General features: G+C 47.7%; 22 protein-coding genes. 16 read left to right on the top strand and 6 right to left on the bottom strand.

Going from position 1 to position 22,543, the window contains the following annotated elements; genetic code table 11:
• Positions 1-106 precede the first annotated feature (106 nt).
• From HPY31_RS11295 to HPY31_RS11280, 4 genes are read left to right on the top strand one after another with little or no spacing between them, the layout of a single operon-like run.
• Positions 107-1,648 carry a spore germination protein gene (locus HPY31_RS11295; RefSeq protein ID WP_172140779.1) on the top strand — a complete coding sequence of 514 codons (1,542 nt, stop codon included), beginning with the start codon at positions 107-109 and terminating at the stop codon, positions 1,646-1,648.
• Positions 1,645-2,805: a GerAB/ArcD/ProY family transporter gene (locus HPY31_RS11290; RefSeq protein WP_172140778.1), complete on the top strand. Its 1,161-nt coding sequence runs from the start codon at positions 1,645-1,647 to the stop codon at positions 2,803-2,805. Before HPY31_RS11295 ends, HPY31_RS11290 begins: the two co-directional genes overlap by 4 nt.
• Positions 2,798-3,928, top strand: a complete 1,131-nt coding sequence (locus HPY31_RS11285) for a Ger(x)C family spore germination protein (protein WP_172140777.1) — start codon at positions 2,798-2,800, stop codon at positions 3,926-3,928. Before HPY31_RS11290 ends, HPY31_RS11285 begins: the two co-directional genes overlap by 8 nt.
• Positions 3,929-3,941: 13 nt before the next feature.
• Positions 3,942-5,072, top strand: coding sequence for a GerAB/ArcD/ProY family transporter (locus tag HPY31_RS11280; RefSeq protein ID WP_172140776.1), 1,131 nt, complete (start codon positions 3,942-3,944; stop codon positions 5,070-5,072).
• 42 nt (positions 5,073-5,114) lie between these two features.
• Here the strand turns inward: HPY31_RS11280 and sspI are convergent, their stop codons facing one another.
• Positions 5,115-5,351, bottom strand: a complete 237-nt coding sequence (gene sspI, locus HPY31_RS11275) for a small acid-soluble spore protein SspI (RefSeq protein WP_012685360.1) — start codon at positions 5,349-5,351, stop codon at positions 5,115-5,117.
• A 171-nt stretch (positions 5,352-5,522) separates the two neighbouring features.
• Here sspI and HPY31_RS11270 point away from each other — a divergent pair, with 171 nt between their 5' ends.
• On the top strand, positions 5,523-6,176 hold the full coding sequence (locus HPY31_RS11270; RefSeq protein ID WP_007728524.1) for a potassium channel family protein: 654 nt from the start codon (positions 5,523-5,525) through the stop codon (positions 6,174-6,176).
• A 4-nt stretch (positions 6,177-6,180) separates the two neighbouring features.
• Positions 6,181-6,996 (top strand): TrmH family RNA methyltransferase, encoded by an 816-nt coding sequence (locus tag HPY31_RS11265; protein ID WP_172140775.1) that lies wholly within the window; start codon positions 6,181-6,183, stop codon positions 6,994-6,996.
• 68 nt (positions 6,997-7,064) lie between these two features.
• Here the strand turns inward: HPY31_RS11265 and HPY31_RS11260 are convergent, their stop codons facing one another.
• Together HPY31_RS11260 and HPY31_RS11255 are read right to left on the bottom strand one after the other, a co-directional pair.
• A complete protein-coding gene (locus tag HPY31_RS11260; protein ID WP_172140774.1) occupies positions 7,065-7,415 on the bottom strand; it encodes a hypothetical protein in 351 nt (116 codons plus the stop codon).
• Between the two features lie 88 nt (positions 7,416-7,503).
• Positions 7,504-8,223, bottom strand: a complete 720-nt coding sequence (locus HPY31_RS11255; RefSeq protein WP_172140773.1) for a DUF2225 domain-containing protein — start codon at positions 8,221-8,223, stop codon at positions 7,504-7,506.
• A 458-nt stretch (positions 8,224-8,681) separates the two neighbouring features.
• Here HPY31_RS11255 and pheS point away from each other — a divergent pair, with 458 nt between their 5' ends.
• The 3 genes from pheS to zapA all read left to right on the top strand — a co-directional run bounded on the left by pheS (position 8,682) and on the right by zapA (position 12,513).
• Entirely contained in the window at positions 8,682-9,716 is a 1,035-nt protein-coding gene (gene pheS / locus HPY31_RS11250; protein WP_087345341.1) for a phenylalanine--tRNA ligase subunit alpha, read from the top strand.
• A gap of 15 nt (positions 9,717-9,731) precedes the next feature.
• Positions 9,732-12,155, top strand: a complete 2,424-nt coding sequence (gene pheT / locus HPY31_RS11245) for a phenylalanine--tRNA ligase subunit beta (RefSeq protein WP_172140772.1) — start codon at positions 9,732-9,734, stop codon at positions 12,153-12,155.
• 82 nt (positions 12,156-12,237) lie between these two features.
• On the top strand, positions 12,238-12,513 hold the full coding sequence (gene zapA / locus HPY31_RS11240) for a cell division protein ZapA (protein WP_007728510.1): 276 nt from the start codon (positions 12,238-12,240) through the stop codon (positions 12,511-12,513).
• Positions 12,514-12,608: 95 nt separating this feature from the next.
• Here the strand turns inward: zapA and HPY31_RS11235 are convergent, their stop codons facing one another.
• Complete coding sequence (locus HPY31_RS11235; protein ID WP_041749319.1) at positions 12,609-12,983, bottom strand: phage holin family protein; 375 nt, start codon at positions 12,981-12,983, stop codon at positions 12,609-12,611.
• Positions 12,984-13,228: 245 nt separating this feature from the next.
• On the opposite strand from HPY31_RS11235, the gene HPY31_RS11230 reads away from it, so the two are divergent.
• From HPY31_RS11230 to HPY31_RS28830, 7 genes are all read left to right on the top strand, one after another.
• The gene (locus HPY31_RS11230) at positions 13,229-15,586 is read left to right on the top strand and encodes an endonuclease MutS2 (protein ID WP_172140771.1); all 2,358 of its coding nucleotides are present in this window, start codon (positions 13,229-13,231) and stop codon (positions 15,584-15,586) included.
• 17 nt (positions 15,587-15,603) lie between these two features.
• The gene (locus HPY31_RS11225) at positions 15,604-16,014 is read left to right on the top strand and encodes a DUF350 domain-containing protein (RefSeq protein ID WP_007728502.1); all 411 of its coding nucleotides are present in this window, start codon (positions 15,604-15,606) and stop codon (positions 16,012-16,014) included.
• Positions 16,015-16,295: 281 nt separating this feature from the next.
• Positions 16,296-17,594, top strand: a complete 1,299-nt coding sequence (locus HPY31_RS11220) for a nucleotide sugar dehydrogenase (RefSeq protein WP_064200968.1) — start codon at positions 16,296-16,298, stop codon at positions 17,592-17,594.
• 144 nt (positions 17,595-17,738) lie between these two features.
• Positions 17,739-18,326 carry a sigma-70 family RNA polymerase sigma factor gene (locus tag HPY31_RS11215; protein WP_172140770.1) on the top strand — a complete coding sequence of 196 codons (588 nt, stop codon included), beginning with the start codon at positions 17,739-17,741 and terminating at the stop codon, positions 18,324-18,326.
• A complete protein-coding gene (locus tag HPY31_RS11210; RefSeq protein ID WP_172140769.1) occupies positions 18,305-19,066 on the top strand; it encodes a DUF4179 domain-containing protein in 762 nt (253 codons plus the stop codon). Before HPY31_RS11215 ends, HPY31_RS11210 begins: the two co-directional genes overlap by 22 nt.
• A gap of 106 nt (positions 19,067-19,172) precedes the next feature.
• On the top strand, positions 19,173-19,373 hold the full coding sequence (locus HPY31_RS11205) for a cold-shock protein (RefSeq protein WP_012685372.1): 201 nt from the start codon (positions 19,173-19,175) through the stop codon (positions 19,371-19,373).
• 265 nt (positions 19,374-19,638) lie between these two features.
• Positions 19,639-20,025 (top strand): hypothetical protein, encoded by a 387-nt coding sequence (locus HPY31_RS28830; RefSeq protein ID WP_253901769.1) that lies wholly within the window; start codon positions 19,639-19,641, stop codon positions 20,023-20,025.
• Positions 20,026-20,261: 236 nt separating this feature from the next.
• Here HPY31_RS28830 and HPY31_RS11195 read toward each other — a convergent pair whose 3' ends face one another.
• Together HPY31_RS11195 and HPY31_RS11190 are read right to left on the bottom strand one after the other, a co-directional pair.
• Entirely contained in the window at positions 20,262-21,089 is an 828-nt protein-coding gene (locus HPY31_RS11195) for a M55 family metallopeptidase (RefSeq protein WP_172140768.1), read from the bottom strand.
• A gap of 162 nt (positions 21,090-21,251) precedes the next feature.
• The gene (locus HPY31_RS11190; protein WP_172140767.1) at positions 21,252-22,388 is read right to left on the bottom strand and encodes a glycosyltransferase; all 1,137 of its coding nucleotides are present in this window, start codon (positions 22,386-22,388) and stop codon (positions 21,252-21,254) included.
• Positions 22,389-22,543: the final 155 nt, after the last annotated feature.

Below are 22,543 nucleotides of genomic sequence, written 5' to 3'. Positions count from 1 at the left end.
TCTTTTGTAATACGCCATTTACGAGGATTTCCTTTCCATTATTGGGCACACTATCCGTACCTGTAGACAGTCTACATTCTACATTCCATGGATAAGGGTGAGCAGCTTGAGCCAGTTTTTTCAAGCATGGAAAAAAAGAAAAGAAGCCCTCCAGTCAAAAACGTTGGAGCAGCACTCCGACAAGAGCATGGAAAGCGTATCGGATGTTGCGCTCACGACTAATCTGGAGGAAAACATCCAATTGATTCAAGCGCAGCTTGGAAAATGTGACGATCTCGTCGTTCGTCGTTTTCAAACGAAGACAAAGACGCAAGCCGCTATCGTTTTTATAGATGGCATGGTGGATCGAAATGTCATCAGTGATTTTATTATTCGCTATATGACGACTCCCGATATCACCTATAATGATCCGGCGACAAATGAGCTAGATTTGACAGACAAACTGAGGCAGGTCGTCCGAAATATTTTGTCTGGATGTGCGGTACTGATCCTCGATGGATGTCCAAATGCTTATTTGAATAACACGAGAGGTTGGGACAGGCGTTCAGTGGAAGAGCCTCAGACGGAATCCGTCGTACGAGGGCCACGCGATGGCTTTTGTGAGACGTTGTGCGTGAATTCAGCACTAATCCGCTTCCGCTTGAAGGACCCGAATCTCAGAGTGCGACATATGGTTGTCGGAGAACGAACGCAGACTGACATTTACATCATGTACGTCGAGGGTATTGCGTATCCCCCGATGGTAGAGGAAGTGATTGCGCGAATCGAGAGTAATGTTCGGGTGGATTCTGTGCTGGAGAGCGGGTACATCGAACAAATGATCCAGGATCGGAGATGGTCTCCATTTCCGCAGATTCAAAATACGGAGCGCCCGGACAAAGTAGTGGCCAATCTTTTAGAAGGGAAGGTAGGCATTCTGGTAGATGGGACTCCGTTCGGATTGATTGCTCCAGCTGTTTTTTCGCAGTTTTATCAGAGTCCTGAGGATTATTACGAGCGGTTTTATATCGCGACCTTGATTCGTTTTATTCGGATTATCAGTATCAGCATTGCCTTGCTGTTGCCGTCTCTTTATATCGCGTTTAGTTCGTTTCATCCAGAGATGATCCCTTCTCGACTGGTCATTGCGATGGCGGCAGGACGATCTACCGTTCCATTCCCTTCTTTAATCGAAGCTCTGTCTATGGAGTTGGCCATTGAAATATTGAGGGAAGCGAGTGTGAGGCTGCCGGGGCCAATCGGTCCTACGATTGGGATTGTTGGGGCACTCGTGGTTGGGGAAGCAGCGGTAACGGCTGGGCTTGTCAGTCCTGTCATGGTGATCATCGTGGCTGTGACGACAATTGGCTCGTTTGCATCCCCAAGTTACAGTGCAGCGATTGCTATACGGATGCTCCGCTTTCCGGTAATGATTCTGGCAGGAATGTTTGGTCTATACGGTATTATGCTGTTTTTGATTGTCATCCTCATTCATTTGTCTTCACTGAAATCGTTTGGAGTACCCTATATGAGCCCGCTTAGTCCGCTCAACCTGAATGGAATGAAGGACTTGTTCATACGGGCACCCCATCACATGTTGAAAACAAGACCGATGATGTTTCATGTTCAAGATAAAATCCGGATCAGAGAGGAGGATAACCAGAAATGAACAGGAGGGAAGGGCACGGCTGGCACCAGACTCTATCGATGTGGCAGCAAATTTGTCTCATGACAAGTACCTTAATCGGTGTCGGAGTTTTGACCCTTCCTCGCACAACCAGTTCGAAATTATATGAGGCAGGCTGGATCGCCCCTCTGATTGGCTCAGCAGGTGCGTATGTCTCCTTATGGTTAATTGTCAAATTGAGCAAGCGTTATCCAGGGGAAACCTTTATTGAATACAGTCACAAGGTGTGGGGATCTGCCAAACGGCCTTGGGTGGGAAAAGTTTTCAGCCTTCCTTGGATTTGTATCTATCTGGTATACCTGTATTTCTCCACGGCCGTCGTCTCGCGTGTATTTGGTGAAGTAGTTGTGACATCCGTTCTTTTGCAGACTCCGTTGGAAGTGATGCTCATGACGATGTTTTTGTTGATACTATTTTTGTGTATGCATGAGGTGGAAGTAGTAGCGCGTGTGAACGAGCTGCTGTTTCCTTTTATTATCTTTCCCCTTCTTTTTATCGCGATTGCGTCATTTCAAAAGGCGGAAATTGGGAATCTCCTGCCGATTAATCATGTGTCGATCCGATCAATGCTAGAAGGAGTGTACGAAGGAATTTATTCCTATTCCGGTTTTGAAATTATGTTCATCTTTTTCGCCTATGCGCAACAAAACACGAACAGGGAACTGGCGGGATTGTACAGTTTATTGATTGCAGCATCACTCTACATGTTAATTGTGGTTGCGGGTATTTCGGTGTTTGGTTATGAAGAGCTGCAGAGGGTGACGTGGCCGACACTAGAATTGGTCAAGACGACCCAGGTGCCTGGATTGATCTTGGAACGATTGGAGTCCGCTTTTTTGGCAGTGTGGGTTTCGGCTGTTTTTACTACGGTAGCCAATGCGTATTACGTAGTTGTTTATTCATTGAGACAGTTGTTTCGGAAAGGAATCAGGTTTCAAAGAATCACGGCTTCTGTCCTTCTCATCCCTTTATACTTCTTTGCCCTCATTCCCCAAAACATCACGGAAGTATTCAAGGTGGCGTCGTTACTGGGGTTGTCTAGCCTGGTCATTAATTTGCTGATCCCTGTCGTTTACTGGGTAGCAATCCTCATCCGCGACATGGTGACCAGACGAGAGGAGCGGAATATCGATGGGTAAGTCTCTTAGATACTTCGCTTTGTTGATCATCTCTACAATCCTGCTGACAGGGTGCTGGGACAGACGTGAATTGGAAGAACGCGCATCGGTGTTGGCCATTGCGATAGACCAGGATGAAGAAAATGAAAATCTGTATAAAATGACCGTCCAAATCCCTATTCCCATCAAAATCGCGGGGAGTAGTGGGAAGGGCGGAGGAAATAATGCGGATGCCGTGAAAATCATGAGCGTGACAGGAAGAACGGTGACAGATGCTTCCAACAACTTGCAAATGCGGCTAAACCAACGATTGTTTCTTGGGCATACGCGTATTCTTGCCGTAAGTGAGGAGATCGCTAGAAAGGGAATCCAAGACATCATGGACAGTTTTCGTCGCGAACCGCAAATACGGCGACTTCTGTGGCCGATCGTCGTGAAGGGTAAGGCGTCAACCTTACTGGAAATCAAACCGAGAATCGAACCAATTCCAGTCGTCTATATGATGGGGCTGATCGAAAATGGCATGAAATTAGGAAGAATTCCAGACCAAACATTGGGCGACTATTTCAATCAGACCTCTAATTTAACCATGGAGCCGTTTTTGAATTATGTAGAGGCAAGAAATAATGAGGTGAGCTGGAAAGGGGTTGCTGTTTTTCGCGGACACAAGATGGTGGGGATATTGGATCACGTGCAGTCATGGGTATTACTTCAGCTGCGAAATGAAAAACCGGGTGGAGACATTGTGATTCCGTTGCCGAAAACCAAGAACGGATATGTGAGCTTTCGTCCGCATTTTGTAAAAAAGAAGGTGATCATTCACAAATCGTCTTCCGCTACTTATCAATGTGAGCTCCAAGGGGATATTGTCGAACTTACAGAAAACCTGAAAATTCCTCCTGAGCAATTCATCTTACAAATGCAAGCGCTTATAAAAAAAGAAATGGAAAACCGCGCAAAGAAGCTCTTGCAGCATTTACAAAAGCAGTACAATAGTGACATTTTGAAGCTGGGACTTACACTGCGTGCGAAGCATTACCAAGACTACTGGAAAACTCATAACTGGAAGCAAGATTTTAAGGATTTCCCCATTCGCGTTACATACACAATCAAGCTGCGCCGTCTTGGTATGGAAATGCAATAGGAGAGCGATCATCGTGGAGAAACAACAACGTAATTTTGGTGCTTGGCAACTGACAAGCATTATGATCAGTTCAATGATCGGGGTGGGTATCCTCATCATCCCGAGAACGGCAACCGAACTGCTTCATCAAATGGGGTGGATAGGCCCTATTGCAGGTGCTTTCATAGCATCCTTGGCTGTAGCGGCTATCGTTTATTTAAGCAACCAGTTTCCTGGTCTTACCTTTGTGGAGTTTATGCCGAAGATATTTGGTGTTGCGATTGGTACCCTGTGTATATTTCTTTTCATACTCTATCAGTTCCTTAATGCGGGAATCACAGCCAGATTGTTCGGGGAAGTCGTCGTGACCTCCGTATTGCCGCAAACCCCACTGGAAGTAATTGTCATCACGTTGCTATTGCTGGTCGTGTTTCTTTGTTGTCATGAGATTGAAGTTGTGGCAAGGGTAAATGAGCTGTTGATTCCTTTCCTCCTGTTGCCGTCTCTCTTGATTCCGCTCGTCTCCTTCATGAACGCAGATTGGTACAATGTAATGCCATTCCGATTCGAGTCATGGACAAACGTCGTGAAAACGGGGCTGAATACGTATACGCTCTACACTGGGTATGAGCTGTTAATGGTTTACTTTGCCTTCGCTATTCCTGGGGCAAGGCTTGGGGTGGCTAGCATGACAGGTATGAGCTTTGCTCTTGTTATTTATGTGATTACTGTTGTCGCAGGCATTACTGTATTCGGTTATGAAGAATTGCAGAGGATGGTGTGGCCTACACTTGAACTGGTCAAGGTAACGCAGAAAACCGGCTGGTTTTTGGAGCGTTTTGAGTCCGCCTTTCTGGCGATTTGGGTTGCTTCCGTTTTTACAACGATCGGGAATATGCTGTACGCGACGATTTTTTCATTGCGGCGCTTTTTTCACAAAGGCATTCGTTTTCAGCAAGTCACCGCTATTGTGATCATGGTGCCGCTTTTTTTCCTAACGTTAGTGCCGCAAAATATAGTGGAGCTGTTTTCTTTTACACAGCATTTGACCAACGTAGGATATTTGATCACCATCATTATCCCTATCTTGCTGGCAATCACTCAATTCATACGCAATCAGTTCAACAAAGGTCAAGAAGTGAACAATGAAAAGGGAGGGACATAGGAGCCCCTCCCTTTGTAGCATGTCTGTTCGAAGAAGAAATGGTTAGATTGGCTTTTCGGCTTGCTCAGGCAGGTGTTCCGCGATAGTCGTAATCATCGATTGACGTGAGGAAGCATCGCTGTTTTGCCACAGAACTTCAAACAAAACGCCTAACCCCGGCAGTGTCTTCTCCTGACCGCTTGAGATAGCATCACTGATGGTCTCTTCCACTTCGTTTGGATCTGAGCCTTGCATTTTGTACATGATTGCTTGACGTAAATTGAGTGAGGCAATGTTCATGACGGCGCTTGCACCTCTCTTGTGAGAATGAATTCAAGAAATAGTATTTGTAAACGCTGATTTGTGCATACCATACTTTTCGTATAAAACGTTCATGACCGTTTTGTGGGGGATGTTTTGGTTGTGCTATAATGCTTGTTATTGGTAAGTTCCGTAAAGGGGAAGATTAACATGTCCAAGCAATTTGCCATTATCGGGATGGGACGTTTTGGTTCTAGCGTGGCGAGAACGCTGTACGAGATGGATTATGAAGTGATGGGTATAGATGAGAACGAGGAGCGCATTAACGAAAATATTCAGTATGTAACGCACGCGGTAGCAGCTGATTCTACGGATGAACGCGCCTTGAAGGAAATCGGCATCCGTAATTTTGACGTAGTTGTCGTGGCTATTGGGGTCGATATTCAGGCGAGTATCCTGACGGTGTTGACGCTGAAAGACCTGGGTGTCAAAAAGATCGTGGCAAAAGCACAGAATGAGCGTCATGGACAAGTATTATACAAGGTGGGAGCTGACCGTGTCGTATTCCCTGAGCGGGACATGGGAGTTCGGGTCGCCCACAATCTGATCTCTTCTAATGTACTTGACTTTATTGAGCTGGCAGAGGACTACAGCGTAGCGGAGGTAGTCGTTTCGTCCAAGCTGGTCGGTCAAAACTTGCGCCAACTGGATATTCGGAAAAAATACGAAGTCAACGTGATTGCCATCAAAAGCGGAGATAAATTCAATATCGCTCCTAGCCCGGATGAAGTCATCCAATACGGAGACGTGCTTGTGGTGATCGGGAACAACAAAGACTTACGCGAATTTGAGGAGCGGGCATAGGTTTATGACAAATGAAATCATTACTTCAGTACAAAACCCTCTGGTAAAGCGATTGCACCAGTTGCTATCACGGAAAGGACGGGAAGAGCAGCAGCGTTTTCTCGTGGAAGGGGCGCATCTGGTAGAAGAGGCGTTAAAAAGTGGGGCGGAGGTAGTCACGGTGATTTACGATCAGCAGCGTGACATGGATCCTGCTTGTCAGCGTGCTCTGGCTAATCATCCAGAAGCTGTTCAAGTCATTGCTGCGTCAGAGACAGTGCTGGCGAAGCTGTCCGAAACGAAGTCACCGCAAGGAATTGTGGCCGAAGTGAAAAAAACAGCAGCAGATTGGGCAAAATGGGTGGATCAGAAGAGAGAGGAACAAGGAAGCTTACTGCTCCTCTTTTTGGACGAAATACAAGACCCGGGCAACCTCGGCACGATTTTGCGCACAGCAGAAGCGGCTGCAATCGATGGTGTCGTACTGGGGAGTGGCAGTGTCGATATTTACAATGGAAAAGTGGTACGGGCAACAATGGGGGCACTGTTCCGCATCCCGGTCTTTACGCAATCGTTAGTTGACACGGCTGATGAATGGAAGACAAAGGGAGGGAGAGTTCTCATCTCTTCGTTGGAGCAAAACAGTGTTTCCTATGACGAGGCTGATTATGCTGGTCTGACGGCACTGGTTATCGGCAATGAAGGAAGAGGTGTCTCCAAAGAGATGTTTGCCAAAGCTGATCAATTTGTCCACATTCCGCTTTATGGCGGAGCGGAGTCACTGAATGCAGCGGTTGCGGCAGGAATATTTGTCTATGAGGCACAGCGCAAAAGAAGATAATAGGGAAAGCCGACATCCTCGAGAAGAATAAGGATGATCGGCTTTGTTTGTGTGATCCACCGAAATGATTACATGGGACCTACATTAAAGTGGAAGATATACACATGCATCCCAGCGTAATAGACATCAACCCTATAGTAGCCTGGAGACGTTGCAATCACTCGGTTTCGGGAATCGATGCTGATCCCACCCGGTGTCGACTCGTATGAGATAAGATTCGTATGGTTGCCGTCTGGGAGTCTGTCATAAATAGCATTTCGGTGAATGTCCAGGTTTATTGTGACTTCTGTAACGCTTGACATGGCATCCACTGCCTGTGATGGCTTGTTCGAAACCTCCGCAGCACTTGCACCAGCTTGTCCAGTCAAAAGCAATGGAATTGCCAGCAGACTTGACGTGATAAGATTCCACTTTTTCACAAGAATCACTCCTTTGCATTAGATAGATAAAATATACTATTTTTACCATATTTTTGCAATTAATGACATATAAAAAAGATCGGCATGTCTAGCCGATCTTTTGCTCGTTCTTTTTCTCTTTGTACTCTTCACGAGCGAGTTGCCATTGATCCTGCGCCATCCGGATAATCCCGCTCTCAATGGTGTGGTTGCGAAAGGCGAGTGCCTTACCAAAATATTTAATGGCTAAGTCAAACTTTTCGAGTCTGCGATAGAGTTCACCAATCAAGTACAGCAAGCGGACTTCGGTCATTTCTTTGTCACCGCGTGTATAATCGGAATGAATATACGATTGTTCATATTCTTCCACGGCCATATCGATAAAGCGCATTTCTTCCGTGACATTTTTTTGGTATCGATAAAGCCAGGCAAGGCGCAAATACAGACCCGCTTTTACGGAATGGGGCTGATCCGTGATTTCAGCTGCATAAATAGCCAGCTTGTAGCTGACAATGGCTTCTGGTACGTGTCGAACCTTGCCAAAGTCTTTTGGCTTCCATTTCGAGGAGATTTGTTCATCCACAATCTGCTTTTGCCAGGGGGCGAGCTTGTCCCGGAATTGATCCGTAAAAGCAAAGCCGCATTCAGGGCAGACATTGACGGTATATAAAATGGGATTTAAAGATTGTTCTTTAAAAGTGGTATAAAAATCGCTGTCGCGGTTGACCATCGTCAACGTGCCGCTTCTGATCCTTTTGGTCGAAAAGGTCGCTTGGCAATGGCGGCAGTTGCTTGTCTTATCGTAAAGGGCGGAAACATTATCTATCATGTCAAAATCCCCTTTCGAATGGGTAACATACACATGAAAACACAATCTGGATATGTAACATTTGTAGAATTGAAAGTTCTCTCTTGTTACGCTATAATTTTCCTTACGTCACAATTATAACGTAAAGCGATGACGGAGACTAGTACGCAGGACCTATCTGTTTTTTCAGGGAGAAGATGCCACAGACTGCGAGCATCTTTAACATGATAGCTGCCGAATTCACTCCAAAGCCGCACTCTGAACCGCTTTTCGCGCAGTAGGAGCAGCCGGGTCATACCCGTTACCAATGATCTGAAGTGAGACAAATGTCTCTTTCCACTAGTGATATTGTCATGCATTTGTCACAGGGTGGAAGCGAATTGTCTAACAAGGGTGGTACCGCGAGAAAAAAGTAACTCGTCCCTTTTTTGGGGGCGGGTTTTTCTTTTTCCAAAACAGAAATAAAGGAGCGATTCGAAGTGCAAACTCGGTTGCAAGAAATGAAAGAGTCCGCACTGGGCCAAATCAGCCAAGTGACAGAAGCCGCACAACTTCAGGATTTGCGCGTCAAATACCTGGGGAAAAAGGGCGAGTTGACAGAACTGCTGCGCGGCATGGGCAGCCTGTCCCCAGAAGAGCGTCCAGTTGTCGGTCAACTGGTGAATGAAGTAAGGGAAGCGCTGGAGGCAGCGTTCTCCGGTAAACAAAAAGCATTTGAAGAAGCGGCTCTCTTTGCCAAGCTTTCTTCTCAAACGATCGACGTGACACTGCCAGGACGTCCAGTACCAGCAGGCACCATGCACCCGCTTTCTCGGATCATTGAAGAGATCGAAGACATCTTCATTGGCCTGGGCTTCGAGGTGGCAGAAGGTCCTGAGGTTGAAATGGACCACTTCAACTTCGAGATGCTGAACCTGCCGAAGGATCACCCGGCACGTGATATGCAAGATACGTTTTACGTCACAGAAGAACTGCTGCTCCGTACGCAGACATCCCCTGTGCAAGCACGTACAATGTTGAAAAAAGAAGGCAAGACCCCGCTCAAAATGATCTGTCCGGGTAAAGTGTATCGCCGTGATGATGACGATGCGACACATTCCCACCAATTCACGCAGATCGAAGGTCTTGTAATTGATAAAAAAATCGGGATGAGTGACTTGAAAGGTACTCTCTTGACGTTTGCCCGCCAAATGTTCGGGGAAAACCAGCAAATTCGTCTCCGCCCAAGCTTTTTCCCGTTCACGGAGCCTTCCGTAGAAGTAGACCTGCAATGCTTCAATTGCGGCGGTCACGGTTGCCGTGTATGTAAGCAAACAGGCTGGATCGAGATTCTGGGTGCTGGTATGGTACACCCGCGCGTACTGGAAATGGCCGGCTACAACCCTGAGGAAGTCAGCGGCTTTGCATTCGGTATGGGTGTGGAACGAATTGCGATGCTCAAATACGCGGTAGAGGATATCCGCCATTTTTATACCAACGACGTTCGTTTCCTGCGTCAGTTCAATCGAGGCTAGAGAGGAGAGGTAAAGATGAAGGTATCGTACCAATGGTTATCTGAATACGTCGATCTGAGTGGAACGACGCCCCAGGAGCTGGCTGAAAAGCTGACTCGCAGCGGAATTGAAGTAGACGCAGTTGAATCGCGCAACGAAGGTGTATCCGGTGTTGTGATCGGTTATGTAAAAGAACGCAGCAAGCACCCGGATGCAGACCGTCTCAACGTATGTGTGGTTGATGCAGGACAAGGAGAAGACCTGCAAATCGTTTGTGGAGCAGCGAACGTAGACAAGGGACAAAAAGTTCTCGTTGCCCTGATCGGTGCGAAGCTCCCAGGTGGTTTGAACATCAAGCGTTCCAAGCTACGCGGTGTAGAATCCCAAGGAATGATCTGCTCTGCAAAAGAATTGGGCTTAAACGACAAGCTTTTGGCAAAAGATCAGCAAGAAGGCATTATGGTTCTGCCAGCGGATGCGGAGATCGGAATGGATGCTGTTTCGTACCTCGGCTTGGACGACTATGTGCTGGAATTGGGATTGACACCGAACCGTTCGGATTGCTTGAGCATGTTGGGGGTTGCTTACGAGGTTGCTGCTATCTTGGGCAAAGAAGTGGTATTCCCGCAAATCGAGCTGACCGAAAACGGTGGCGACAACCCGGTCCAAGTTAAGATCGATGCGACAAATGAATGCTATCAATACCACGGCCGTCACTTCACCAACGCCAAAATCGCGACATCTCCGCAATGGATGAAAAATCGCCTGATGGCAGCGGGAATTCGTCCAATCAATAACGTGGTAGATGTAACGAACTACGTCCTGCTCGAGTACGGTCAGCCGCTGCATGCTTTCGATGCGACACAGGTAGCTGATCGCTCTATTGTCGTTCGACTGGCAAGCGAGGGCGAAAAGCTCGTGACGTTGGACGATCAAGAGCGCGCGCTGGATGCACAAACCTTGCTGATTGCCGACCAGACCAAAGGCTTGGCGATCGCTGGGGTAATGGGCGGAGCGAACTCCGAAATCACTGGTGAGACGAGTGAAATCATTCTCGAAGCAGCTTGGTTCACGCCAAAAACAGTGCGCCGCACAGCTCGTATGCTCGGTATGCGTACAGAAGGCTGCGTACGTTGGGAAAAAGGTGTTGACCAAGCACGTGTACAAGAAGCTGGTGAGCGCGCCGCTGCGCTGATTCAGCAATTGTCTGGGGCAACAGTATCCAAAGGAATCAGCTCTGCTGTTGTAAGCGAAGCTGCGCCTGCTGTTGTTTCCGTTACGCTTGCAAAAATCAATCAGCATCTCGGAACCGACATGTCGGCTTCTGATGTATCGCCGATTTTCGAGCGTCTGCAATTCCCGTATGAAGTAGCGGGAGAGAAATGGACGGTAACCGTTCCAACGAGACGTGGCGACATTACCCTGCCAGAGGATTTGGTGGAAGAGGTTGCACGTCTGTACGGCTACGACAACATTCCGACCAGCTTGCCTTCTGGTTCGACCACACAGGGACAGTTGACAAAAGAACAGCAATTGCGCCGTACGATCCGTCATCACCTGATCGGTACTGGTATGAATGAAGCGATTTCCTATGCACTGGTTCATCCAGATCGTGTTGAGGCAGTAGCGGGTCTTCATCAGGAAAAAGTAAACCCTGTTGCGCTCATGATGCCAATGAGTGAAGACCATAGCGTTCTGCGCACGAGCTTGATTCCTAGCCTCTTGGAAACAGTCGCTTACAATAAAAACCGCCAAAACCACGATGTTGCGATTTTCGAATTGGGCCGTGTGTTCTTGACAAAAGAAGAAACACTCACTCAGCTTCCGGAAGAGCGTCTGTATGTAGCGGGTGCATTGACTGGACAACTGCTCACACAAAACTGGATGGGCGCCAAGCAGCCTGTTGATTTCTTCCAAACCAAAGGGATTGTGGAATCACTTTTCGCTCGTTTGGGCATCCAAGCTACCGAGTACAAAGCAGTCCAGGACATCGCAGGTATGCATCCAGGACGTACCGCAGAGGTATGGGTAGGAGAAAAACGTCTGGGCTATCTGGGGCAAGTTCATCCGGGCACAGAAAAAACGTATGATCTGTCCGAAACGTACGTTTTCCAGCTTGATGTAGCTGTTTTGATTGATGTAGCTGCCGAGGTTGGACATTACAATCAGCTTCCGAAGTCCCCGGCGGTAACACGTGACTTGGCTCTCGTTGTCGATCGCAATGTAGCTGCTGGTGCATTGGAAGCAACGATTCGTGAAGCGGCAGGAGAGCTGCTTGAGTCCGTAACCCTGTTCGATGTATACATGGGTGAACGTATTGCCCAGGATAAGAAGAGCATGGCATTTGCCCTCGTATTCCGTCACGCAGAGCGTACCTTGCAGGACGAAGAGATTCAACAAGTGACTACTGCTGTCATCGAAGCCTTGAAAAACAACACAGGTGCTGAATTGCGCGTGTAACACAGCTTGACGAAATCTGACATTTTCAGTAACCTAAAAAAGGATAATGTAGAGCAAAGGTCGCAGTAGGGAGGTACCTCTCGTGCAAGGTGATGGGAAAAATCGTTTGACGGTGGACATCTTTGGCCAACAATACCGGCTCAGCGGCAAGGCAAGTGTCAATCACATACGCATGGTGGCCGGTTTCGTTGATGACAAGATGAACGAAATCGCAAACGGCAACCATCGACTGGATACTGCCAAAATTGCCGTACTTTCTGCAGTCAATATCGCGGATGAATACTTCCGCTTACGCCAGGAGTACGAAGAACTGCTGAAAATCATTCAGGAAGAGGCAAAGGCTAAACCGATAGATTAAGGAAAAGAGGGGCGAAATGCCTCTCTTTTCACGTTGTGGGTAAAAGGAGAAGAGCCACCCCGTCTTTGATGGGATGGCTCTTTGTTGCATTTTGCCTAAGTCTCCTGCTTGTTCCCGGCATCTCCATTGCGCAAATCCATATGGGTTTTGATCGGGATAAACAAGTCGATGATCCCAATCACCAAGGAAGCCAGGAGCGCTCCAAGAATCGTTACGCGGAAACCAGAGACGATGAACTGAGTGAGATAAATCACGACGGCACTGACCAAGAAGCCGATAATACCCCGGTTGTACGGCGAAATTCGCTCTCCGAAAATGGCTTCTACGGCCCAGCCAATCAGTGCGATGACAACGGCCGCGAGCAGAGCTGTCCAAAAACTGCTAACTGAAAAGCCGGGGACCAGAAAGCCGACAAACATCAGGACTACGGCAGCGACGATAAAGCGGACGATATGGCGCATGATCGTCAAGTGTACTCCTCCTTTAGGGTTGTTTCACCTTTCATTCTCTCACGCAAGGAGCTGAACTATGCCAAACGAAAACGTGTAAAATTATCCTTCGCCGGTGGTGCCTGTCCGAAGCTATCCGTTGCCCAAGTTTTCTAAGCTCCGCTGCCATGCTATAATGGGGAGATATCGTAATGATTGCCGGTATAGACCGTCGCTCCCGCCCGCACGGTACAACGGTCGCCGCTGGATAAAGAAGGAGGAGCACAGTGGAACAACGGGTTTTAAAGACGTTAGAATACGATAAAATAGTCGCCCTGTTGATTGACAAGGCATCTTGCACATATGGAAAAGAAAAAGCATCAGAGCTAATTCCTTTTTTACGCTTGGATGAAGTCATTACCGCTCAGCAAGGGACTGAACAAGCAGCAACCGTGTTACGCTTAAAAGGTAGCGTACCGCTCGGTGGCATTCGTGATATCCGCGGCCCCGTACAGCGGGCCAGATTGAACGCCATGCTCGCCCCGATGGAATTGCTGGATATCGCCAGCACCGTTATGGCCGGACGCAGGCTCAAAACGTTTTTGCTCGATATGTGTGACGATCACGAGCTGCCATTATTGCAACAGCAGGCAGAGCGTATTGAGGGCCTGCGCGAGTTGGAGACCGAAATTCGCCGCTGTGTTGATGAAAACGGCGATATTTTGGACAGCGCGAGTCTTGAATTGCGACAAGTACGTCAGGAGATTAGACAGCTCGAGTCGCGTATTCGCGAAAAGCTCGATCAAATGACACGCTCGTCTACGTACCAAAAAATGCTGATGGAAAACATCGTTACGATTCGTGGGGATCGTTTCGTCATTCCGGTGAAGCAGGAGTATCGTTCGGTATTTGGTGGAATTATTCACGATCAGTCGGCATCCGGGGCGACACTCTTTATTGAGCCGGAAGTGATCGTCGAGATGAACAACAAGCTTCGCGAGCTTCGCCTGCGCGAGGAGCGTGAAGTGGAGCGCATTCTGTATGTGTTGACGGAGCAAGTATCCTTTGCGGTAGAGGCTTTGGTCGAGAATACAGAAGCACTGACAGAGCTCGATTTTATGTTTGCAAAGGCGCAGCTTGCCTGGAGCATGAAGGCGATATGTCCACGCATCAATGATCGCGGATACGTCAACATGCGAAAAGCGCGTCATCCACTCATTCCACGTGAAGTTGTCGTTCCAGTAGATGTGGAGCTAGGTGGAGAGTATCAGGCGATTGTTGTGACGGGTCCGAATACGGGGGGGAAAACCGTTTCCCTCAAAACAATCGGACTGCTGTCCTTGATGACGATGGCGGGCTTGCACATTCCGGCAGAGGAAGAGAGCGAGATGACTGTATTCTCCTCCATTTTTGCCGATATCGGGGATGAGCAATCCATCGAGCAGAGCCTGTCCACATTCTCGAGCCATATGACCAATATTATTCAAATCTTAGCGAAAATGGATGATAAGAGCTTGGTGTTGTTTGACGAGCTAGGCGCAGGAACAGACCCGACAGAGGGTGCTGCTTTGGCCATGTCCATTATCGACCATGTGATTGATTCCGGTGCGAGATTGGTTGCAACGACTCACTACAGTGAACTGAAGGCGTATGCCTACGATAGACCCGAAGTCATCAACGCCAGCGTAGAATTTGACGTACAGACGTTGCGCCCTACTTATCGCTTGCTCATCGGGGTGCCTGGCAGGTCCAACGCGTTTGCCATCGCAAGACGCTTAGGATTGCCGGAACACATCATTGATGTAGCCCGTGGCTCGATCAGTGAGGAAGACAATCAGGTCGAGAGCATGATTGCTTCATTGGAGCGTAATCGCAAGTCGGCGGAAGCAGACAGGTTGGCAGCGAAAGCGGCACGCCAAGAAGCGGAAGAACTGCGTACACAGCTCGAGGAAGAGCGCGCTCAATTTGCTGAAGAGAAAAACAAACGAATGGAGCGAGCAGAAGACGAAGCGCGAATTGCCGTCCAACTCGCAAAAGAAGAAGCGGAAACGATCATTCGCGAGCTGCGCGAAATGATGGCAGAAGGCATGGAAATCAAGGAGCATCGTCTCATCGATGCGAAGAAGCGCTTGGGTAATGCCGTGCTTGAGCTGGAGAAGGAAAAAGTCAAGAAGCCGGCAAAAGCAGTTCGCGCCACGCAGATCAAGGTGGGCGACGAGGTAATGGTGACGAGCTTCGGACAAAAAGGAACCGTGCTGGAAAAGGTAAACAATGAAGAGTTCCTCGTGCAGATCGGGATCATGAAAATGAAAGTAAAGCGCGATGATATGCATGTACAAAACTCCATCCAGCAAAAACCGCAAGCGGCTCCATACACCTCTGTGAAGCGTCGCAGTGACAATATCAAGATGGATCTCGACTTGCGCGGCTACAACGTCGAGGACAGCATTCGGGAAATCGATCAGTTTTTAGATGATGCACTGCTGGCAGGCTTGCACTCGGTGTCCATTATTCACGGACACGGGACAGGGGTACTGCGCAAAGGTGTGCACGAGTATTTGCGGAGTCATCGTAATGTGAAATCCTTCCGCTTGGGCGGTCAAGGAGAAGGCGGCGTAGGTGCTACCATTGCCGAATTGAAATAAGAGGTCGGGAGGGACATATGGAAAGCCTTCTACACAATCCATATTTTGCAACTGCAGCTTATTTTACAGTGTCTGGACTGGCGATGGTTTTATTCTTAGCCATTTTTGAACTGGTGACGCGATATCGTGTTTGGGAAGAATTGAAGCGTGGGAACATGGCAGTAGCAATGGCAACAGGCGGGAAAATTTTTGGGATCGCGAACATTTTTCGTTATTCCATTCAGGCGCATTTGTCTTTGGGCGAAGCGTTGATTTGGGCGACATTCGGATTTTTCCTGTTGCTGTCTGCGTACTTCATTTTTGAATTCATGACCCCAACGTTTAATGTTGATCAGGAAATTGCGAAGGATAACAGGGCCATTGGCTTTATTGCGATGGTCCTGTCCATCGGTTTTTCGTATATCATAGGGGCATCCTTGCCTCGTTAGACGGGTTGAACGATATTTCAAACGAGAGTATAATTTGATTTGGCGAAAGAGTACCAAACTATTCTGCCCAATCAACGTCCTTTTTACGAAAAAGAGGACAAGCCAAGATTGTATGGGGGAGGAACAGCCTTGGAAACGTTGTACAAGGTCCTCATCGGATTGTGTGTGCTTTTTATCGCTGCAGGTGTTTACTACCTGTTCTAAAAATATACGCAAGTTGGCCGCGTGACTTCCACAGTCATACGGACCTTACTTGGAGAATGTGAAAGAGGAGATACGCAATGACTCAACCTGTACGCGTAGCTGTTGTGGGATTGGGGTTTGTAGGCTTGCCGTTGGCGCTTACCTATGCCATGAAAGGAGCAAACGTCATCGGTATTGACGTCTTACCGCATGTCGTCGATGAGATCAATGCGGCACATTCCCATCACCTGGAGTCCTATCAGGGAAAAACGTTGCCAGAGATCCTCAAAGAGCAGATTGAAGCAAAACGTTTCCGTGCAACGTCCTCCTACGAGGAAGCTGCTGCGGAAGTCCATAACTATATTGTAACAGTTGGATTGCCTGTTCATAACGGCGATCCTGATCTCGGTCCGTTGAAAAGCTGTGCACAATCGCTCGGTCGTGTACTGAAAAAAGGCGATACGATCATGATCCGCAGTACCGTCGTACCTGGAACGACAGAAGATGTGATTCTGCCGATCTTGGAGGAAACAAGCGGTCTGGTTGCGGGTGTTGATTTCTACCTGACATACTGCTCGGAGCGAATTGCAGAGGGGCGTGCTTTTGAAGAGTTCATCCATATGCCGCTCGTTTTGGGTGGCATTAATGAACAAAGCGCTGAAAAAGGGAAAGAGTTGTTGTCCTTCATCAGCGAGACCGACATTACGATTACGGATATCCGCGTAGTTGAGACAGCAAAAGTAATCGAGAACATCCAGCGTGATGTGAACATTGCGATGGTGCAGGAATTCGCTCGATTCTCTGAGGCATTTGGCATCGATACGTTCGAGCTGATCAAGGTTGCTAATACGCACACACGTGTAAACCTGTTATCGCCAGGACCGGGTGTAGGTGGCTTCTGCTTGCCGAATGCGTTGTACTACTTGCAGCCTAAAGCACGTGAATTAGAAGTAAACCTGCCGATTCTGCAACTGGCTCGCAACACGAATGATGCGGTACCTGAAGTGTTGATCGGCATGCTCGAGCAAGCCTTGAAGAAGAATGGCAAGACATTGGCAGAAAGCCGTGTAGCTGTGTTGGGAATGGCGATGAAAGACTTTTCCAATGACGACCGTGTAAGCCCTGTCCACGACCTGATCAAGGTGCTCATGGCAAAAGGAGTAGACGTTCGTTCCTACGATCCGGCTGTTCCGACTGTGTATGATCACAAGGTTGACAGCCTGGACAAAGCAGTGAATGGAGCAGATGCGTTGATCCTGACTGCTGTGCAAAAGGAATTTGCTGAGGCAGATTGGGCACAGGTTGCTGAAAAGATGGCTGACGCACCGATCCTCTTCGATACAAAGAACCGCATCCCGCGTGACCTTGTCAGCAAGGCGACTGTGGTGCGCATTTAATTCTTAAATAAATTCCACTGATTCGTACGAGAAAACCTCTCTAAACGCACGTAGAAGCGTTTGGAGAGGTTTTTTTATAAAGTAGTGAACCATATTGAACGAGAGAGCCAATACAAGGTGTATACAATTTCAGGGGGCCCTCCGATGAATGATCAAATGTTAGAACTGTGGCTGGACCGTTTGCTTGATGGAGATCAAGAAGCTTTTGAGGTGATCTACAGCATGACGCGGACAAAAATTTACGGTACCGTAGCAGCCATGGTCATGAATAAAGAAGATGTTCATGATATTGTAAGCGAAATTTACTATCAGCTATGGAGATCACTGCCTGCCTATGATCGCAAGCGTCCGTTTCTTTTCTGGGTGAATGGGATTGTCATTAGACAGGTGAAAAACTGGCGTAGACAGATTTGGAGAAGATTCCGTCTGTTAGAACGAAAACAGAGCTTGGAAGAAGAGCAACATGTCGAAACACCGGATGAGCCAATGCTTGCGATGGAGTCTGCCACAGAGATGCAGCAAGCAATCCAAAAGCTGCCGTTCAAGCTGCGCATCGTCGTCATTTATCGGTATTACTACGATTATACGTACGACCAGATAGCCGAACTGCTGCAAATACCTGTGGGGACAGCAAAATCGAGAAATCATTTGGCATTAAAGCGTATCCGCGAGTGGATTGACGTCGAATGGAATGAGGAGGAACTCCAAACATGTCTATCGAAAAAATCATAAAACAGTCACTCACCAAACAAATGGACGAAACCACGATCCCTGATGAACTCGACCAGCGTGTCAGGCAGTCCTTTCATCGCTATCACGAAAAAAAGGAGCCTGTAACGATGAAGAAAAAATTACTTATGATGGGATTAGTTGCTGCTATTATACTGCCGACTGGCGTATATGCGGCTTTAAATGGAACCTCTTATTTTGCAGACAATCCAAAAGACTTGAACGGTTTGGTGGGTGAAGAGGTTAAGCAAGCAGCGGCAAAAGGGTTGTCCATTCCGATCGATCAAAAAATTACCGATCAGGGGATTACGATTCATTTTACGGAAGTGTATGCGGAAGATAGCAAGGTTCTGCTGCACTATCGCATTGAACAACAAAATGGAGAACTGGTGCCTTTCGAATTCGATACGACAGGTTTAGATGTGGTAGGCGAAGCAAATGGCAATCCCGTGTACCAGGATAAAGGCTTGGAAGGTACAAGTGTCCTAAACTTTTTTGGGACCAAAGAGGATACTATGCCTTTCTACTTAACAGACGAGTCCGGTAAGGAAGTAGAGGTGGGAATAGCCGATCATAACAAGCCAGAGGGCGTTCTTGCCTTCACCTCGCGTGAATTCAAGCTACCACAACCACTCACTTTAAATATCGATGTGAACCGGATCGGTAAAACAAAGGGTAACTGGAAGGGACAATTTATTGTGGACCAGAGCAAAGCCAAAGAAGCAACAGAGGCTGCGAAGTAGGAGAAAAAAATTCGGTCATGTATAATAAGCCTCGTAAATGGCAATAGTAACCGAGGTAAGACAATATTTCAAATGTCATGTAAGGGTTACATGCTAGGAGGCAAAAATGGAACGTGGAAGAGTAAAGTGGTTTAACAGTGAAAAAGGTTTCGGTTTTATCGAGCGTGATGGTGGAGATGACGTATTCGTTCACTTCTCCGCTATTCAGGGCGAAGGGTACAAATCCTTGGACGAAGGGCAAGAGGTGGAGTTTGACGTAGAAAACGGTCAACGCGGTCCTCAAGCGACGAACGTTCGGAAACTATAAAAGCTGAAACGACAAGCAGACTCACGTGATGGGTCTGCTTTTTTATTTGGGTTTAAGTAGCTACAGTGGAGGAAAGAAGTGAATTTCCAGTCTACGCTTCGGAATACGAACAAAAGTATATTTTTTGCAAATCCACATCATTTGTCCAACACGCTTTGTCCGTCTTTCGCATTTACATGTAGTAGTCTCATGTAAAGGAATGAACTGCATATGTCCCGTCGGAAGGATAAACTGACAGTCATTTACCAAAAGGGTAAAAAAGCGAATGGTCGTAAAGACATTTTTGCGTGAAACCAGTAGAGTGGTTGTCGTACTAAATACGCAGTTTACGAATGCCCCAAACACCACCCAAATTGCCAGCGGAGCAGGACGAAGCGGTGCTGCCGGTAATGATGCCGCCATCGATTCATCAAACACACTGCAACAACAGAGCGTGGGAGCTGGTGGAATTGCGCGAAATCGGGGAATGGCCGGCAAGCAAACGGAGTATCATGGTCATCATAAGGGCAAAAAGAAAAATGGAAAAGAAGCCATTGTGGTGATAAACGACCAAGTAGTCAAGCTGGCAAGACGCCTTGCAAATGCTTCGGCCACACAAGTTGCAGGTGGGGGGTGGCACGTACAGTACAGGTGGTACGAATGCTGCGATTGAAAGCTCCAACACGAAGCAACAGCACGCTGTTGGAGGCGGGCCAGGCTCTCGGGCATCCAATCGAGGAATGAACAACAGACAGAAGGAGAAAGCGAAGGCAAAAGCAAGAAAGGGAAAAAGAGGCTTCCGGCCACAAGTAGCGCGGAAACGGAAGAATGGGCGAGCTTGAATAATCTACCGCCAAAGTGGAGAACGGAAGAACTGATTTCAGCCCTTCCGTTCCTTCTTTATTCTTTTTAAAAAAATTCAGCACCGGATGCCAGGTTCAGCATAGCGCGCATTGTTTTGTACATATCCTGCGGATTGGCTGCATTGTAATAAACTGTGTTTGTTGCTGTTTCATAGCGCGTGCCCGGGACAATTGCGGCCATCTCGGCTTGTCCTGTGTGCGAGAATTCCATCGCCAGCTCTACAGGTACAGCTGTACGGAATGGCTGGATGTTGTTCCGGTTGCGCAAGGCATTGGCTGTCTTGCGTTTCAGTTCAGCGGTCGCTTCTTCGCGCGAGAGACAGATAGCAGCTGTGCGGGATACCGCTTCCTTCACGATCGCTGTTTGGATGCCTGGAATCAGTTCCTGTGCTTCGACGGCGATGAGATTATCACCAGACACCATGACAACAGGAACGTTGTGCATGCCCGCAATCGCTGCGTTAAAGCCGAACTCACCCACGACTTGTCCGTTGATATACATATTGTGAACCACACCGGACATCGTATGGCTGAGCACACCAGGAATCCCTTGGCGAGTATGATAGCCGATAAACATCGCTGCATCGAAGCTCTCATCGATACCCTGCATCATGGATGAATCGCGTGGAGAACCTGCCAACAGTCTCGCTTTTGGATTGAGCTTTTCCCAGAGAATGTTGTTCATCGTGTTGTGGCTGTCTGCTACGACAATTTCCGTTACGCCAGACTCAAGTGCAGCTTCAATAACCGCATTGGCATCATCTGTCATAAATTGGCGTCCACGCTGATAGTTAACCCCCGAAGCCGGGTTAATATAGCTCGTATCTACAATGCCTGAAATACCTTCCATGTCTACTGATAGAAATAGTTTCATCTCATTTTCACCCTTTCTGTCTGGTGCAGCATGCTATACAAAATAGTTCCAATTCATATGTAACCAGATTGATCATGAGTAGGCAACCATAAAAACAGATTCTTCAAATAAATCATATAAAAAAAGCACGATGCCGCTGTTCGCGTTTCACCGTGCCTTTCGTCATTTCAGTAACGTACGATAAAGAGCAACAATTTGTTCGGTCATGAGTTCAATGGTAAAGGTCGATTCTACTTTGTTCAAAGCGTTTTGCACCAAGATCTCACGCAATTGTGGTGAAGTCCAAAGTCGTTCCATTGCTTGCGCCAACAAAGCAGGATTTCCCGGTTCGACGATCAGCCCCGTCTCGCCATCGAACACAAACTCTTTCACACCGCCGACATTGCTTGCTACGACAGGAACCTCCGAAGCCATTGCCTCGATGATGGTATAGCCAAGCCCTTCGTACAAGGAAGAGTGGACAAAGCCATCTAAGGCATGCAAGCACGCAGGAATGTCTTGCCGAAATCCAGCAAAGCGAACACGCGATTCCAGCCCCAATTCTTTTACCTTCGCTTCAAGCATGGCACGTTCAGAACCGTCTCCGATCAACACGAGATAAGGAGTCGCCCTTTTCGTGTCCGCCACAAGCTTATGAAAAGCATCGAGCAGAATCGGGAGCCCTTTTACGGGAACAAAGCGAGCTGCTGTCCCGAACAAAAAGGCGTCCTCTGGTATGTTCCATTCTGCACGCAGTCGATTGCGGTCATTCTCCCGTAAATGGTTTTGCCGATAAGGCTTCATATCCATTCCGTTATAAATCACGCTAATGTCAGACGAGCGAACACCCTGCCCCCGCAAAATATCGGCAATCGCACCACTGATCGCGATGTAATGACGGTTCCAATGTCTCGTGCTCATTTCCATCATGCTGACAATGGCATAGGCCAAGGAGCTTGTATAATCATAACGGAGTGAGCTGTGAACAGTGGTCAGCAAAGGCACCTTCATACCACGAGCGGCCAGTCGGGAAAAGAAATTGGCTTTAATCCCATGCGTATGAATGATTGCTGGCTGGAATGTGGTAAAGGCATTCCGCAGAGCCTGTAGCAATCGTAAGTCAAAACGTCCGAACTGATTCAGTGTAATGACCTGGATGCCTGATTCCCGCAATTTACTCGCAAAAAGAGAATCATAGAAGCATACGACTGCCACTTCTACTTCGTCGACTGGAAAAGTAGTGACCAAATTGAGAATATGTTGTTCAGCACCGCCAAATTCCCCCCCGCCAATCACGTGGAGGACTCGTAATTTGCTCATCTGAATTCACCCGAATCGTAATTAAAAACCTCTACTGAGGTATGTACATGGAGGCACGACCGAATAGAGGCGGTGTACCGAAAAAATAAACGATCATTTGTAAACAAAGCCATTTTCACTATAGCAGATGCCTGCTAGATTCGCAATAAGACAGC

This window comes from Brevibacillus sp. HB1.3, assembly GCF_013186635.1.
GTDB classification, from domain to species: Bacteria; Bacillota; Bacilli; order Brevibacillales; family Brevibacillaceae; genus Brevibacillus; species Brevibacillus brevis_D.
The sequence above is the reverse complement of the archived record's forward strand: the minus strand, read 5'-3'. Positions and strand labels throughout refer to the sequence as shown.

Coding starts and splice junctions, on each gene's coding strand:
- pheT (WP_172140772.1), top strand. CDS start 9,732: ATGAAGGTATCGTACCAATGGTTATCTGAATACGTCGATCTGAGTGGA.
- HPY31_RS11205 (WP_012685372.1), top strand. CDS start 19,173: ATGGAACGTGGAAGAGTAAAGTGGTTTAACAGTGAAAAAGGTTTCGGT.
- HPY31_RS11220 (WP_064200968.1), top strand. CDS start 16,296: ATGACTCAACCTGTACGCGTAGCTGTTGTGGGATTGGGGTTTGTAGGC.
- HPY31_RS11255 (WP_172140773.1), bottom strand. CDS start 8,223: ATGATAGATAATGTTTCCGCCCTTTACGATAAGACAAGCAACTGCCGC.
- HPY31_RS11210 (WP_172140769.1), top strand. CDS start 18,305: ATGTCTATCGAAAAAATCATAAAACAGTCACTCACCAAACAAATGGAC.
- HPY31_RS11190 (WP_172140767.1), bottom strand. CDS start 22,388: ATGAGCAAATTACGAGTCCTCCACGTGATTGGCGGGGGGGAATTTGGC.
- sspI (WP_012685360.1), bottom strand. CDS start 5,351: ATGAACATTGCCTCACTCAATTTACGTCAAGCAATCATGTACAAAATG.
- HPY31_RS11285 (WP_172140777.1), top strand. CDS start 2,798: ATGGGTAAGTCTCTTAGATACTTCGCTTTGTTGATCATCTCTACAATC.
- HPY31_RS11265 (WP_172140775.1), top strand. CDS start 6,181: ATGACAAATGAAATCATTACTTCAGTACAAAACCCTCTGGTAAAGCGA.
- HPY31_RS11270 (WP_007728524.1), top strand. CDS start 5,523: ATGTCCAAGCAATTTGCCATTATCGGGATGGGACGTTTTGGTTCTAGC.
- HPY31_RS11195 (WP_172140768.1), bottom strand. CDS start 21,089: ATGAAACTATTTCTATCAGTAGACATGGAAGGTATTTCAGGCATTGTA.
- HPY31_RS11225 (WP_007728502.1), top strand. CDS start 15,604: ATGGAAAGCCTTCTACACAATCCATATTTTGCAACTGCAGCTTATTTT.
- HPY31_RS11290 (WP_172140778.1), top strand. CDS start 1,645: ATGAACAGGAGGGAAGGGCACGGCTGGCACCAGACTCTATCGATGTGG.
- HPY31_RS28830 (WP_253901769.1), top strand. CDS start 19,639: ATGGTCGTAAAGACATTTTTGCGTGAAACCAGTAGAGTGGTTGTCGTA.
- HPY31_RS11215 (WP_172140770.1), top strand. CDS start 17,739: ATGAATGATCAAATGTTAGAACTGTGGCTGGACCGTTTGCTTGATGGA.